Source organism: Pseudoalteromonas sp. M58, from assembly GCF_042604605.1.
In the GTDB taxonomy this organism is placed as follows: domain Bacteria; phylum Pseudomonadota; class Gammaproteobacteria; order Enterobacterales; family Alteromonadaceae; genus Pseudoalteromonas; species Pseudoalteromonas tetraodonis.
Map to the genome: position 1 here is coordinate 2,912,738 of NZ_CP152390.1, position 14,872 is coordinate 2,927,609.

At 41.0% G+C, this 14,872-nt stretch carries 12 protein-coding genes; 4 read left to right on the forward strand and 8 right to left on the reverse strand.

All coding sequences use genetic code 11. The features are described 5' to 3' along the window. Positions 1–816, forward strand: a complete 816-nt coding sequence (locus AAGD16_RS13400; RefSeq protein WP_033103716.1) for a DUF2797 domain-containing protein — start codon at positions 1–3, stop codon at positions 814–816. Here the strand turns inward: AAGD16_RS13400 and AAGD16_RS13405 are convergent. Then, positions 789–3,317 (reverse strand): EAL domain-containing protein, encoded by a 2,529-nt coding sequence (locus AAGD16_RS13405; protein ID WP_033103749.1) that lies wholly within the window; start codon positions 3,315–3,317, stop codon positions 789–791. The two genes, AAGD16_RS13400 and AAGD16_RS13405, sit on opposite strands and share 28 nt — an antisense overlap. Before the next feature lie 77 nt (positions 3,318–3,394). Between AAGD16_RS13405 and AAGD16_RS13410 the strand changes: the two genes are divergently transcribed. Then, positions 3,395–3,694, forward strand: coding sequence for a DUF4144 family protein (locus tag AAGD16_RS13410; RefSeq protein WP_028835587.1), 300 nt, complete (start codon positions 3,395–3,397; stop codon positions 3,692–3,694). Here AAGD16_RS13410 and AAGD16_RS13415 read toward each other — a convergent pair. From AAGD16_RS13415 to AAGD16_RS13445, 7 genes are all read right to left on the reverse strand, one after another. Further along, positions 3,674–4,597, reverse strand: coding sequence for a histone deacetylase family protein (locus tag AAGD16_RS13415; protein ID WP_033103750.1), 924 nt, complete (start codon positions 4,595–4,597; stop codon positions 3,674–3,676). The two genes, AAGD16_RS13410 and AAGD16_RS13415, sit on opposite strands and share 21 nt — an antisense overlap. Before the next feature lie 103 nt (positions 4,598–4,700). Then, on the reverse strand, positions 4,701–6,242 hold the full coding sequence (locus AAGD16_RS13420; protein ID WP_377112355.1) for a serine hydrolase: 1,542 nt from the start codon (positions 6,240–6,242) through the stop codon (positions 4,701–4,703). A gap of 27 nt (positions 6,243–6,269) precedes the next feature. Further along, entirely contained in the window at positions 6,270–6,764 is a 495-nt protein-coding gene (locus tag AAGD16_RS13425; RefSeq protein WP_013465973.1) for a gamma-glutamylcyclotransferase family protein, read from the reverse strand. Between the two features lie 12 nt (positions 6,765–6,776). Further along, a complete protein-coding gene (locus AAGD16_RS13430) occupies positions 6,777–7,403 on the reverse strand; it encodes a LysE family translocator (RefSeq protein ID WP_024601704.1) in 627 nt (208 codons plus the stop codon). A 2-nt stretch (positions 7,404–7,405) separates the two neighbouring features. Next, positions 7,406–8,188 (reverse strand): hypothetical protein, encoded by a 783-nt coding sequence (locus tag AAGD16_RS13435; protein ID WP_290172787.1) that lies wholly within the window; start codon positions 8,186–8,188, stop codon positions 7,406–7,408. 3 nt (positions 8,189–8,191) lie between these two features. After that, positions 8,192–8,662 carry a CreA family protein gene (locus tag AAGD16_RS13440; RefSeq protein ID WP_013465976.1) on the reverse strand — a complete coding sequence of 157 codons (471 nt, stop codon included), beginning with the start codon at positions 8,660–8,662 and terminating at the stop codon, positions 8,192–8,194. Between the two features lie 185 nt (positions 8,663–8,847). Further along, entirely contained in the window at positions 8,848–11,868 is a 3,021-nt protein-coding gene (locus AAGD16_RS13445; protein ID WP_377112360.1) for a TonB-dependent receptor domain-containing protein, read from the reverse strand. Between the two features lie 315 nt (positions 11,869–12,183). On the opposite strand from AAGD16_RS13445, the gene AAGD16_RS13450 reads away from it, so the two are divergent. Together AAGD16_RS13450 and AAGD16_RS13455 are read left to right on the forward strand one after the other, a co-directional pair. After that, on the forward strand, positions 12,184–14,304 hold the full coding sequence (locus AAGD16_RS13450) for a winged helix-turn-helix domain-containing protein (protein WP_368485092.1): 2,121 nt from the start codon (positions 12,184–12,186) through the stop codon (positions 14,302–14,304). A 161-nt stretch (positions 14,305–14,465) separates the two neighbouring features. Then, complete coding sequence (locus AAGD16_RS13455) at positions 14,466–14,795, forward strand: 5-carboxymethyl-2-hydroxymuconate Delta-isomerase (protein WP_013465979.1); 330 nt, start codon at positions 14,466–14,468, stop codon at positions 14,793–14,795. Positions 14,796–14,872: the final 77 nt, after the last annotated feature.

Below are 14,872 nucleotides of genomic sequence, written 5' to 3' on the forward strand. Positions count from 1 at the left end.
ATGCAAGGTACACTGCGTAAATTAAAGTCGAGCTTAACAGAACCCGTTCAATATCATTTACCTGTAGGTGATGAACTGGTTGATTTAAATGCTTTAATAGGTAAACAATTGACTCTCACTTTTAGTGGCACAATTTTGTGTTCTAACTGTGGTAAAAAAACTAAAAAAAGCTATTCTCAAGGGCATTGCTTTGTATGTATGCGCAAGCTTGCAAGTTGCGACATGTGTATCATGAAACCTGAAACCTGCCATTACGATCAAGGCACCTGCCGCGAGCCACAGTGGGGCGAAGAAAACTGCATGATCCCGCATTATGTGTATCTAGCTAATACATCAGGTTTAAAAGTAGGCATTACTCGCCACACCCAAATACCTACCCGTTGGATTGACCAAGGGGCAACCCAAGCATTACCTATTTTTAAAGTACAAACTCGTTTACAGTCGGGCTTAGTGGAAGTGGCGCTCGCTCAGTTTATTGCTGATAAAACCAATTGGCGCAATATGCTCAAAGGACAAAACGACGTTCTTGATTTAAAAGCAGCGGCTGCTGAGCTTATTCCACAAATTAGCGAAAAACTAACAGAGCTGAGTGAATTATTTGGCGCAACCGCTATTGAACAGCTTGACCAAGACGTTGTGAATCTTGATTTTCCTGTAAGCGAATACCCAAGTAAAATTAGCTCATTTAACTTTGATAAAAACCCCGTTGTTAGCGGTATTTTACAAGGCATTAAAGGCCAATATTTAATTTTTGATAGCGGCGTTATTAATATTCGTAAGTTCACCTCTTATGAAGTGAGTGTAGGTACAGAGTAACCGTTAGTAGCTTGGTTATAAAATGCTATCCATTGCTGCTGCGTTAATGGATGGCAATAATAATAGCCCTGAATAACATTGCAGCCTATTTCGACTAAGTGTGCCTCTTGCGAGGCATGCTCAACGCCCTCAGCAACCACATCCAATCCTAAACTTGTCGCCATGGCTATAATGGCCGCCACAATTTGGCTATTGCCATACTCATCAGGAATCTTAGCAATAAAGCTCGCATCAATTTTTAATGTGTTAAACGGTAATTTGGTTAAATAACTGAGTGCAGAATACCCCGTACCAAAATCATCCAGCGCAATATGCACGCCCAGCGCTTTGAGCTGTTGTAGTTGCTCTTTTGCCTGTGAAAACGAGCTAATAAAGCTGCTTTCGGTCAGCTCAATTTCAAGTAAGCTGCCAGGTAATTGGTAACGAGTAAGCATCGCTTTAATATTATCAGCCAACTTACCTTGGCTTAAATGACACGCAGAGACATTAATCGCTAAACGTCCGGCATCAATCCCCTGCGCTTGCCAAAGGGTTAACTCTTTACCTGCTTGGTTTATAACCCATAAATCTAAACGCACCACTAAACCTAGCTCTTCAGCAAGCGGAATAAACTGCGCTGGTGAAATAGTGCCTAAATCAGGGTCATGCCAACGCAGTAGTGCTTCAGCTCCCATAATCAACCCTGTTTTTAAACATTGCTTAGGCTGAAAATAAAGCTCAAACTCATTATTTTCTAGCGCATGTTGAAAGCGACTCATCATCGCTAAACGCTCTAAAGATCGTGCATTCATTGAGGGTTGAAACAACTGAAACGAATTGCGACCGACATCTTTTGAGCGGTACATGGCAATATCAGCATGCTTTAATAATGTTTCACTGTCCAAGCCATCATCAGGGTAAACAGCCGCCCCTATAGACGCGGTAACACCAACCTCAAAGCCTTCAAGCTTAAACGGTGTATTTAAGTGATTTAAAATACTCTCAGCAAGGGTGATAGCGCCTTCGACATTGTTTATTTCGCACAATACAATAAACTCGTCCCCCCCTAATCGCGCCAGTGTATCTCCCTCATTGAGGGTGTTAATAATGCGCTCAGAGACTAATTTTAATAAGGTATCACCGGCATTATGGCCTAAGCTGTCATTCACCTCTTTAAAACGGTCAAGGTCAATAAACATTACCGCTAGCATCTGTTTATCTCTGTGCGCTGAGGCCAGTGCCATAGAGAGTCTATCGTTAAATAAACGCCGGTTAGGTAAGCCAGTTAGCTCATCAAAATACGCTAACTGCACCACTTTTTCTTCTGCGCTTTTTCGCTCAGTTATGTCACTAAAAATAGCGGCGTAAATCACATCACTATGACTTGGCTCTTTTATTTCTATAATACTGAGCCACTCAATATAAATATCGCCAGATTTTTTACGATTATGAATTTCCCCCTGCCATACCCCTGTTTTGGCAAGCGAATCCCACATTTTTATATAAAAGTTTTTATCATGACGCCCTGAACTCAACATATTGGGTCGCTTACCTATCACCTCATATTCTTTGTAACCGGTTAAATGGGTAAATGCGGGGTTTACTTGCATAATGACGCCGTTAGCATCAGTGATCATGATGCCATCCAAAGAGGAGTCGATAATTTTATTGGCTAAAAATAAGTTACGCTGCGAATGCTGCAATGCAATATCACGCTGCTGAAGTACTTTTTCAAGCTCACAACAATAAGCCGTTTCAATTTCATTAATTAAGTTTTCAAGCGATAATACACCGTTAATTTGATTATTTTCGCTTACTACTAAATGTCGAATGTTACTTTCAGACATCAACCTGTAAGCATCAAAAAGGCTGTCTTGGGGGCTTATCTGATAAAGGGGGCGACTGGCTAAATCCCAACAAACAAGATGATTGTGCTGCTCGGTGATGAGCTTAAGTAAGTCGCGCTGGGTAATAATGCCATGGGCATTTTCATCCTCATTAAACACCAAAATCACTTTCTCTGCATATTCACGCATCATGCTCACCGCGTCATTGATTGCCAATGAACTCGGTACTATCCGTATGTTTTTATTATATTGATCATTAATAGGTCTAAATTGTAAGTAATGCTCTAGCCCTTGATTGTTTACAATATCCGTAATGCTGATCACGCCGCTGGGAATGTCATTTGTATCGGTTACTAACAAATGCCTTACACCCTGCTTATTAAACACCATGGCCGTCTCGGTTAATAATTGTTGGCTGGGCACACTCAATACAGGGCTCGACATAACGCTTTCAATCGCTAACTGCCTAAGTGAGCGATTAGAAAAGTTAAGTGTTAAACAATCGGTTTCAGTCCATACGCCTATTATTTGTTGCTGTTGTTTTACAAAAATAGCGCTAACATTGTGCGCTCGCATTAGTTTCACCGCTTCAATTAAAGGGGTATCCTTAGCGCAGGCGATCACCTTATTGGTAAAAACATCGCATACTTTTTGATAGCGGCTAGTGTGAGGCATTGCTTCTACTTCCAAAATTAAACCAATTAATGATTATAAATTATTCAGTAAAAAAACAATTTGATTTAGGACAATAGATGAGCATCAGTTACCCACAAATTATTATTTATAATAATGAAATTGAGCTAATAGAGCACGCCAATGATTTACACGACTTTATTTACACTATGGAAGCAAGTGAACAGCAAAAAGTCATTATTTTAGATAAGGTTAGTGGCTATCAAAGCTTAAGCGGCCATTCGCTCACGGCGCTCAGTGCAAGCCAATTAGCAGAGCTAGTAAAAGAATATTTAGCAAAAGAAGGGCAATGCTGCTTAAGTAAAATAGAGCAGCTAACTCCAGATCAGGCATTCAGGTTACTCGCCGAAATCAACTAGCGCTTTAACGTGTGCAATCGCGCTGCGCCCGAGGGCCGACAGTGAGTATCCTCCCTCTAAATAAGAAATAATACCTAAACAATGATGCTGTTGGCTAAATTGCGCTAACTGCTCAGTAAGCCATATATAATCACTTTCAACAAACTTAAGACTGGCCATGTCATCTTCTAAATGTGCGTCAAATCCCGCGCTTATAAAAAGTAGCTCAGGCTTAAATTCTGTTAATTTTGGTAGCCATTGCTGCTCATAAAGTGCTTTTAAATCAGCACCATCACTAGCTATCGGTAAAGGTGAATTTACCAGTGTGGCGTTATTTTTAATGGCGGTATTAGGATAAAATGGATATTGAAATAACGAGCACAGCAACACATTTTCATCATCCATAAAAATATCTTGAGTCCCATTGCCATGGTGTACGTCAAAATCAACAATGGCAATGCGCTTTACCCCTTTGCTTTGTGCATATTTAACCGCAATCGCAAGGTTATTAAACACACAAAAACCAGAAGAGCTATCTCGGTTAGCGTGATGCCCTGGCGGGCGTACTGAACAAAACGCAGCGTCTAACTTACCCTCTAAAATCTCATCAACAGCGAGTAAGCCTGCTCCGACTGCACGCTCAATGGCCTTTAAAGAGTCGGGGCATAACCACGTATCTCCATCTAGATCGCTGAGCCCCTCAGAGGGGATCATGTCTTCTACATGCTTAATATGCTGCTCACTGTGCGCCAATAAATAATGTTCGCGCAGTGCTTTAGGGGCTTGTTTTTGCTCTATAGCCACATCCAGTCCACTAGCAAGTAAACGGTCATTAATCGCATCTAAACGCTCAGGGCATTCTGGATGATCTTCAATCATTTTATGTTTACGACAGTGAGGATGAGAAATAATCGCAGTGCGCATAGCTAACTCCAAAAATAAGTTGCTCATCAAGTATAACAAAGCCACCTTGTGGTGGCTTTGCGACTTTGGTTGATACTAAACGACTCTTTAACCAAAGTTATGGTTATTTAGCTTTTAAGTCGAGGTTTCTAAAATCAAAGCTAAAGTCGGTTACCTGCGTTGAAACTGCATTCATTTTCGCTGATTCTACGCGGTTATCGGCGCTCATAGAAAAGCGAATAAAGGCATCTGCCTCTAATAACTTTTCATCCCACTTCACAATAAAAGTATTACCTGTGTAATGCTTTAGCTCACCTTTAAGGCGTTTTGTATGGGTAAAATCAATGCGTAATTTACCATCTAGTTCTTCAACGATTACATCGCCATACCAATCATCATGTAATGTACCGGTGTAGTTTATATTAGGCAATTGCGGTTGAATATCTGTTGGCGCTTTTGGAGCGGCGTTAGCATAGGCTTTTTCTTTACCTGCAAAATGCTTTTTAGCTAACTCTTCAACCCAATCTTTATCTTCAAGCTCGAGTACATCTTCAAGTACTTCATGAGTCACTGCCGATAATGCAGAAAATGCTTGTTGGTTGCTTAATATCACAATCCCCACGTTTTTTTCTGGTAATAAAGTCACCTGCGAGACCATACCTAAAATGCCGCCACCATGTGCCAGCTTTTTAACGCCGTGGTAATCTTCTATACTCCAACCTAATCCGTAGCCTCTAAATTGTTGATGATACGCTTCATAGGCACTTTTAGATGCCATTGATGTAATATGTGGATGCCACATTTGTGCTTGCTGCTTTTCACTAAATAGCTGCTCGCCATTAGGCATTTTGCCACCAGCAAGTTGAGTACGGAGCCATTGGCTCATATCATTTACGCTTGATGCAATGGCGCCTGCCCCTCGAAAGTCTTCAAGGTAATTAACAAAAAAAGGATGCAATTTGCCATCCATTGGGATGTGTCCGATCGCCCAGTTTTTGTTGTTTTTTGCGATACGCGAAAAGCCAGCGCGCGAGTTGGTCATATTTAGTGGCTGTAGAATATTTTTTTCAATGTAGTCGTTCCAGCTCATCCCCGATATACGCGCAACAACTTCACCAGCGGTAACAAACATTAGGTTGTTGTAAGCATATTGACTACGAAAACTGCTCGCAGGTTTTAAATATTTCAGCCCAGATAAAATATCGGCTACCGATTTATCTGTACTTGGCCAAATCATTAAATCGCCTTGACCAAGCCCTAAACCGCTACGATGACTAAGTAGATCGCGTATGCGCATTTCACGAGTAACGTAAGGGTCGTACAATCTAAACTCAGGAAGATGGTCAATTACGCGGTCATCCCAGCTTAACTTGCCTTCATCCACCAGCTTAGCCAATGCTGCACTGGTAAATGCCTTGGTATTTGAAGCAATACCAAATAAAGTGTCTTTATTCACCTTGCTATTCGTATCAAGGTTGGCAACACCAAAGCCTTTAGCGAATACAACTTTGTCATTTTCAACAATGGCAACGGCCATTCCGGGTACATCAAAACGTGTCATTGAGGCGTTGATCACCTCTGAAATTTTATCGGTATCAACCGCTGCAGAGCTCGTAAACGCCCAGCCAGCCAATAATGCGGCTGTGGCTAATTTTTTTAGTTTCATAGTGTTACCTTAGGTTATTATTTTTGTTTAGTCTTGATGAACCGCAAATTCTATTTCGGCGCGCGCTTTATTAGTATCTTGCTTACTCGGGTAAGCTAAAATGCGTTGACTGTAGTGTTCGGGTACGCCCGCCTCAAGTGCGCCGCGGTATACATGCTGCACGTACCAATCATAAGGTAGCAGTGTGTCGTCATGTGTGTTTGCTATGTAGCAGTGTACATTAATGTCATCGTCATCTAGAAGGCTCACGGTTAAATCAACACAGTCGTAATTAGGGCCTTCAATTTTATCTAAGATCTCTTTTTCGGCTTCATTAAGCTGATACACCACCCCATATACCACAGCATCGGGTTCATTGGTGGGCACAATAGTGCATTTACCTGAACCATCTGAAAAGGCCATATTAAAGGTTAACTTATAGCCCTTTAAAAGTGCCGTACCCACACGTTTTGCATTAGGTAAACGTGCCAATAAACGATTAGATGACATATTAGAGCCAAACGAAAAATTATATAACGCCATACTATTCCTTCTTTAAATAACAACTCGCACAGCCAGTGCGATTAAAATAATGCCAATGCCGCGGTCGAACCAATAACCACTTTGCTGAAAAAAATCACGTACACGCGCTTTTGATAACAATAGCGATAAAATAGAAAACCAAGCCCAGGTAGCAAGCGCCATATAAACGCCGTATCCCATTTGTATTATTACCGGTGTAGTTGGGCTAATCACCAAGGTAAACAACGACATAAAAAACAGTGTTGCCTTAGGGTTAAGTGCATTGGTAAAAAAGCCACGTCGAAACGCACGCCATGATGACTCAGCTGCAAGGCTGGGTTTTGCAGTCGGTTCTGATGAGGTATTTGTAGGTTTAGCAGCGCGCAGTGCCTGCACGCCTAAATACGCTAAATACGCGCCCGCTATATATTTAAGCGCCATAAACAACGCAGGTGATTGAGTTAACACCAGCGCAACTCCCAATACACAATAGGCTATGTGTAATAAAATAGCCGCACCAACACCTGCACTTGTCCATAAGGCATTGCGCCTGCCGTGTTGTACACTTTGTTTAAGGACTACCGCAAAGTCGGGCCCAGGGCTTGCTACCGCAAAAAAATGAGCCACCGCAATTAATAAAAATTCATCGATATAGTTCATACTTAACTGGCTTGCTCTGGCGAAAAAGCCAATAATAATGGGTTAGCCGATTGATTAACCAAGGCTTTTATTTCTTTTTGCGCTTTTTTAAATTGGCCTCGTAAATGCGGTTTTAAATGTTTTTTGGAGTGTTTATCTTGCTTAAAGTAGCTCACTAACGCATGCATAAATACGGTATGCGTTTCACTGAGCGTCGCTTCGCGATTTGCATACGGGTTATAACATGAGCCACAGCCACCTTTAAACTGGTACACGGTATTGCTCATCATTACCCCAAAGCCTAAAAAACACGCTAAAGCATCAGTGGCTTGCGGTAAATACTCTTTACCACCTGGGGGTAATACCCCTACGTGATGAATTAATATGGTGGCAAGCGTACCGGCAAAACTCGCCACTAAATCTTGCGGTTGATTAATTTGATTAGGGTTAAACGACACATTAATAGTATGACTGGCTGGCACTATTAAATGACACTCTTCGCCACGTAAATGCTGACTAAATTCAAAGTGTGGAAACACCTGTGGTTGTAATTGTTGCGGTGCAACCAAGGTTACTGGCCATTCATTCATACCAGCGTATTGCTTAACACGTGCAAACACTTTGCTGGCCATTTCCTCAATACTTGAAACCGAGTCAGGAAAAAACTCAACCGTTGGCAAAATAACTTGGCTGTGTTTGGTAAAAAAATCCAAATCAAAGTTTTCTGCTGCCCATATAAAGGTATCAACCAGCCATTGTTGTTCTTGTTCTGCCAATAAGGGCTTTGATTTAAATAGAGTTAACATAAACTACTCTTGCCCCTTCGCCCATTGCCATGCTTGTGTATTGTATAAAGGCACCGTAGAGAGCGCATGATGATGACTGCCCGTAGACTCTTTCGTTGAGTATGATAAATATAATAATGTATGGGTTTTAGCATCATAAATACGGCGCACTTTTAATGACTTAAACAAAATACTCTTAGATGATTTAAACACGACTTCACCGGATTTACTGCGGTCGATAGACTGTAATTGGTCTGGCGTTATTGGCCCGGTTTGACGACAGGCAATCGACATATCTGAGGGGTCTGAAAAATCTAAATTCGCCTCAATATGGCTAATATGACAGGTTACACCGGTCACTAGCGGGTCTTGCTGTGAATTAACCACCACATCTTTAGTGGTAAATAGCCCAAGACTCACTGAGGCAACATCATCAGAACACCCTGCAAGCCCTGCTAAGCATACAATTAAACCACCCATTTTGAGATACTTCATAGCAAGTCCTTCGTTCATATTAAAAATTAAGTTACGCCTTATACTAAACGCTTTCACCGCGATAAAACAAATTTTATCCACCAACTCAATACTGTAATGGTTTAAAGGGTATTTCGCAGCAAGATACACAATAAAAAAGGCACGCCCGAGGGAGTGCCTTTGCAAACAAATACAGCTAAAGGTTATTAAAAGCTATATTGTGCACCTAGATAAACATAACGACCAGCACCGCCGCCGTAACCACTATAAAAGTTACCACGACCACTTGGGTAAAATGCCCCTTTGTCGTCAAATACATTGTTAATACCGCCAAATACACGTAAGTCACTCTTATCAGTCAGTGCCAGAGTGTAAGACGCTGATAAACTGTGCTTTAAAAATGAGCCATAATCTTGATACGCAAGTGGCTCTGGGTTTGTAATACAACCGGCATCGCCCGCAGCACAGCGCTCATCGTTTGCAGCAACATACTCAAGGTAGTCTTTCTCATCTTCTTGGCTTGCTTTAAACGCGCCTACGTAATTTGTACGCCAGCGGATACGTAAATCATCCATTTTCCATACAATCGACATAGCGGCTTTATCTTTTGAGCGCCCATAACCTGCATACTGTGAAGTAACACTGTTACCATCTAAGCCTTCATAGGTTTGCGAGTTTTCAATAATGTGATTGTAATCAAGCTTAAATGACAAGTTGCCATAGCTGCCGATGTCATATTTGTAAGTTGCAACGACATCGTAACCGCGCGCAGTTAACTCATCCAAGTTATATTCACGCTGTAGAATTTTTACAATGTTACCTTCGTCGTTACGGGTAATATCGTTACAGTATTCGTTATCACTGCCCCACGCAGCCTCTGAGTCATAACATTCGCGCATGATGTTTTCGTTACTTATTTCATCAATTGCATCAACAATAGCAATATCGTAGTAATCCACCGCTAAGTTAAAGCCATCTAAAAACTCAGGAGATACAGTAATACCAAAGGTATAGGTATCGGCTGTTTCTTCTTTTAAGTTTGGATTACCTGTATTTGGCGAGTAGTTATTGTCTTCACTTTCAAATTCAAAGTTAGGATCATCAGCTAGCTTTTGTGCCAAGGTTGGCTCTAAACGACAGTTATCGTGTCCTGGGTTTGTTGATGTTGCTGTTAGACCATCACAAATATCATCAAATGAATCAAAATCGCCGCGAGGGGGTGATAATAATTCCGTGATAGTCGGCGCACGCTGTGCTCGTGCATAATTGGCACGTAGCATGTATCCATCAATTGGTTGCCATAAAAGGCCTAGCTTATAGCTGGCAACAGTGCTGATATTATCAATGCTGTAATTTGCTAAACGCAGCGACGTTTCTGCCGACAAACTTTTAGCAAATGGCGCATCTTTAAGTAGTGGCACCGCAAGTTCAGCAAATGCCTCATACACTTCTACTTCACCGTAAAAAGAAGGCACAACGTTAAACGTAATACCGCCCGCTTTCATATCATCACTGGTATCTAGGCTTTGTGAATCTTTACGATACTCTGCACCAAATACTGCAGACACATTACCTGCTGGTAATTCGTATAGGTCGCCGGTGATATAACCCATTACCGTGTACTGTTGAATCTCAGTATCAATAATTGGGTTTGTACGGATCCAGTCAGCCATTTCAGAGGTAATAGAACCTTCACCAAATAGATTAAGCGGGACACATCCTTGCGCTCGCGCTTCGGCGTCTTTACATTGAATAGTGCCATCGGCTAGCTTTTCAGCTTGCAGTGCTTGATTGACACGTACCGTGTTTAACTCGTTACTACGGATTTGATGTTGTTTGAATTGCCCGTATCCAGCAGAGATATCCCAATCCCATGTATCATCAAACATCATACCTTGCAGGCCTGCCCAAGTTCGGATGGTCGTACGGTCGTTATCAGTGCTGATATTACCTACTTCACCAAAACGACGATCCCAATAAATGCGGTCTTTGTATGGGTTGCTGTCAATAATTTCTTGTGGCACGTATGGGTTATCAATAGGAATGTAACCTGGCGCAATATCATCGATAGGGTCGCCAGTCACTGGGTCGTAGCGAGGTACGTAAGCCCCTTCGTATTCATCTTCTGGTGACTTATCGTTGAACGAGCCACTCTTACTATATTGAATTTGGAAGTAACTCATAATGTCGTCTGTTACATCATAATCTACTTTTATCGCGGTCGAAAAGTTATCGCTAGGTACATCAAGCATGACGTATTGTGACGAATTTATACCATAAATTTCTTCATTACCTTTCCAGTCATCACGCAGCGTTTGCCCGTCGTACCAAAACTGAGTGTCGTTTCGGCTGCTTTCTAAAAATACACCGCCTAAGGTACCATCGCTTTTGCTTGCCCAATCAGCTTGTGTAATACCACTCATACACTGATAACCATCGGCAGTGTACATTTGATTACACATCAACTCATCATCGTAACTATGCGCGGCTTCTATTTTGGCGCGGTCACGGTCGTAAAAGGTCATGCCAAAATCACGATCCCAGTTTGAGCTGACAAATACATAACCGCGATCATCAGCAAATGACGTTCCGTAGTTTAAATCAAGCGTAAACTCACGACCGCCACCATCTGTTGTTTCACCGCCACGGGCTTGAAATTCAAAGCCTTCTTTTTTTGACTGGGTAATAATATTCACTACACCGGCTACCGCATCAGCTCCATAAGTGGCCGACGCACCACCACTAATAATTTCAACGCGCTCCACCATGCCACTAGGAATGGTATTTAAACTCACATAATTACCACCGTAACTATTTGATACTACACGACGACCATCAATCAATGTAAGCGTTCTATTAGCGCCTAAGTCGCGAAGCTGCACCGTTGATAAACCCGTACCCGAAATACTTGATTGGCTGGTTGTGTTACCAATACTTTCGCTCAGTGCAGGCATGTTATCGATTAATACATCTGAAAGATTGCCTAAACCTGTATCCTGAATTGACGCTCTGTCCATGGTTACCAGCGGGGTTGTTACCGAAAAACTATCACGCTTTAAACGCGAACCCGTTACGGTTATTTTTTCTGGTGCTTCTTGTACCACTTCTTCGCTTGCTTTAGCCGTTGATTGACGAGCAATAGCCTCGTCATTTGCTATTGCATGCCCAGATAAACTGGCTGTTATAGCCAATGCTAAAGCGCATTTTTTTGTTGATATATTACTCACAAACTTCCCTTATTATTTATTATTCCATTAGTACAAATCGTTTTTGATTAACTTTTTAGTTATTAAATTTGTTTTGTACCAATTGGTTTATTTTACTAATAACATGTTGTAAGTAATCGTGAATAAAAGCACAATGAGAGGTGTCTCGTTTATATCCCTATTTTATATCTATTTAATATCTATTTATTTATAATCATACACTTAAGGTTTTCGTGTTAGAATGATGTAAAATCGAATGTTAACCAACTATCGCTTTATTTTGCATTAAACACTGCCTAGTAACGTAATTAATCAAGAGGTTTAAATACACAAACTATGAATACTCAACAGACATTTTCAATTGGAAAATGCCAAATATCGGTGTTTGAAAATAAGCTGTTTTGTGCCGATAAAACCTGTGTATTACAACCTAAATTTATAGAACTACTTGTTTACTTGGTAGAGTGTTATCCAAACGCAGTAACGCGTGAGCAACTAATAGAGAATGTGTGGAGTGGTAATCAATATGTGGGCGAAAAAGCACTGACTAATGCCATATGGCATCTTCGTAAAAGCTTTAAAGAACTCGACCCCGACAATACCTATATAGAAACACTGCGTAAAACGGGTTACCGCTTAGTACAAAAACCAACAACGCCAGAGCCTGTTAATAGCATTAACAATACGCCGCTTCGCTCTGGGTATATTTACGCTACCGTACTTGCTATTGTTATATTATTAGGTAGCTATTGGGGTTATAGCGCCCTTTTTGAAAACGCAAAGCAGCCACTTGCTCAATCGCAACATGCAGCACGTTTGTACGATTACATTGAAACAATTACCACCAGCCCAGGAAGAGAGTTGTTTCCGGCTATTTCTAATGACAGTCATTTTTTAGCGTATTCGTGGCGCCGCCCTGGTCATAAAGCCAATTTATACTTACGTGATCTTCATTTACCAGAGCAAGCTGCAATAGCACTTACCGACACCCCATTCATTGAGGGCAGAGCGGTATTTAGTCCTGATTTAACGTTTATTTATTATTACCGCCGTATAGCAGCTCAAGGTTGTGAAGTCATTCAGCAAAATATCGCCTCGGGCAATATCACTGTTATAGGGCTGTGCGGAAGTAAAACCAGTACCGATATAGACATTAATGCCACAGGCACTAAGCTGGTTTATATAAGTGAAGATGAAAAAAATAATAATTTTACTCAGCTTAACCTTGTCGATTTAACCTCATCACCATACACAGTTACTCAAGTCCCTTGTACGTCAGCATGCCAATATACCGATGAGTCGGTTGTGTTTTCACCAGATGCGACACAGCTGGTGGTATCGCGTAATTTACCAACGGGTTTTGAAGAACTATTTTTAATCGACATAAAAACAGCTCATGCTAAGCAATTAACTTCAGGTTTTGTTGATATGAGAGGCGTTGATTGGCATCCCAATAAGCCACAACTCGTCTTTTCGGGTGTTAAAAAAGGCAAGCGCCAAGGTTATTTTTATAACCTCAAAACACAACAAATGATCAATGCGCACATTGATGGCTTAAGTTACCCAGAATATGCACATGATGGCAGTTTGTATTTTCATCAATGGAATATCGACTCTACATTAATGCGTGTAGAAACCAGTAATGCGGTTGCAAGTTCGCCTTTTCCGGTATTATCAAGCGACTTTAATACGCGCTTTCCTGATTACAGTAAAGCCAGAAAAAAATTAGTTTTTGTATCTAACGAATCGGGCTCAATGGAATTATGGACTGCAAATCAAGACGGTACCTCACGAAAACAGCTTACTAATCTCAGTGCAAATATTTACAACCCGGTGTGGTCACCTGATGGTAATTACATTGCCTTTGTCGCTTCTCATCTTGGTGAGCATGCGCTATACCTTTATGACTTTAACACCCAATCAAGTCAGTCATTACCCACAGGCTTTAGTTACCATGGAAAACCGAGTTGGGCTGCAGATAGTAAAAGCCTATTGGTAGCGAATGATCAACACGTTTATCGCTTCGACTTAAAGGGTAATAAACTCGCAAAGGCCATAGATTCACCAACACTATACGCTTATGAAAACAAGCAAGGCGCTTTAATTTTTGCCAACCAAGCAACTAATCAACTATGGATAAAAGACCCAGATAGCCAAACTGAGCAACCACTTATTAGCGAAATTAATTTATCGAATCATAATTCGTGGTATTTTTTTGAAGGCGACACCTTAGCGCAATCGCGTATTTACTATTTTAATGTAAAACAAGGTGATTACCGTTTGAGTTATTACGACTTCTCAACCAACAGCCATCATGACGTAATACGCCTTCCCGAACGCGCATTTAGTCGCACCTCTGGCTTAACCTTTATTACAAATACCAACTGGCTTGTGTACTCTTCGTATAAGTCACCACAAATTGACATAAAACGTATCAACCAAAAATATTTGCCATAATAAATCTAAAATTAAACACGCTACAGGTCTTGTAATTGCTTAAATAGTTTATTGCTAAAAATATGTTCAAGCCACATTTTTAAAAATTAAGCGTTATGGGGTTAGCGTGTACAAACCCGTTTGGTATAATTAAATAAACCAATCTAAAGAGGATACGTTAAATGCCACACATTATTATTGAACACTCAGAAGATCTGCCTTTACTACCTCAAGTTCTTGTGGAAAAAATCCATACAACAACGTTTGAAAGTGGCTTATTTGATTTAGAAACAATAAAAACTCGCGCTATTGCTTATCAGCATTATCAGTTAGGTGTGGGTAAAGAAGGGTTTATTCATATTGCGGTGCATATTATGGCTGGGCGTTCCATTGAGCAAAAGCAACTACTAAGTGAGCAATTACTAGCCTGCTTGCAAACGTATTGCAGAGCCTCTGACAGTTTAAGCGTAAATATTTACGAAATGGATCACGAGATTTACCGTAAAAACTAACCGCCATTACAGCATCATAGTTATAGGCGAGAGCTCTATAACTATGATGGTTTCCTCGCTCAACTGATTTTTTAATT

Coding starts and splice junctions, on each gene's coding strand:
- AAGD16_RS13400 (WP_033103716.1), top strand. CDS start 1: ATGCAAGGTACACTGCGTAAATTAAAGTCGAGCTTAACAGAACCCGTT.
- AAGD16_RS13405 (WP_033103749.1), bottom strand. CDS start 3,317: ATGCCTCACACTAGCCGCTATCAAAAAGTATGCGATGTTTTTACCAAT.
- AAGD16_RS13410 (WP_028835587.1), top strand. CDS start 3,395: ATGAGCATCAGTTACCCACAAATTATTATTTATAATAATGAAATTGAG.
- AAGD16_RS13415 (WP_033103750.1), bottom strand. CDS start 4,597: ATGCGCACTGCGATTATTTCTCATCCTCACTGTCGTAAACATAAAATG.
- AAGD16_RS13420 (WP_377112355.1), bottom strand. CDS start 6,242: ATGAAACTAAAAAAATTAGCCACAGCCGCATTATTGGCTGGCTGGGCG.
- AAGD16_RS13425 (WP_013465973.1), bottom strand. CDS start 6,764: ATGGCGTTATATAATTTTTCGTTTGGCTCTAATATGTCATCTAATCGT.
- AAGD16_RS13430 (WP_024601704.1), bottom strand. CDS start 7,403: ATGAACTATATCGATGAATTTTTATTAATTGCGGTGGCTCATTTTTTT.
- AAGD16_RS13435 (WP_290172787.1), bottom strand. CDS start 8,188: ATGTTAACTCTATTTAAATCAAAGCCCTTATTGGCAGAACAAGAACAA.
- AAGD16_RS13440 (WP_013465976.1), bottom strand. CDS start 8,662: ATGAAGTATCTCAAAATGGGTGGTTTAATTGTATGCTTAGCAGGGCTT.
- AAGD16_RS13450 (WP_368485092.1), top strand. CDS start 12,184: ATGAATACTCAACAGACATTTTCAATTGGAAAATGCCAAATATCGGTG.
- AAGD16_RS13455 (WP_013465979.1), top strand. CDS start 14,466: ATGCCACACATTATTATTGAACACTCAGAAGATCTGCCTTTACTACCT.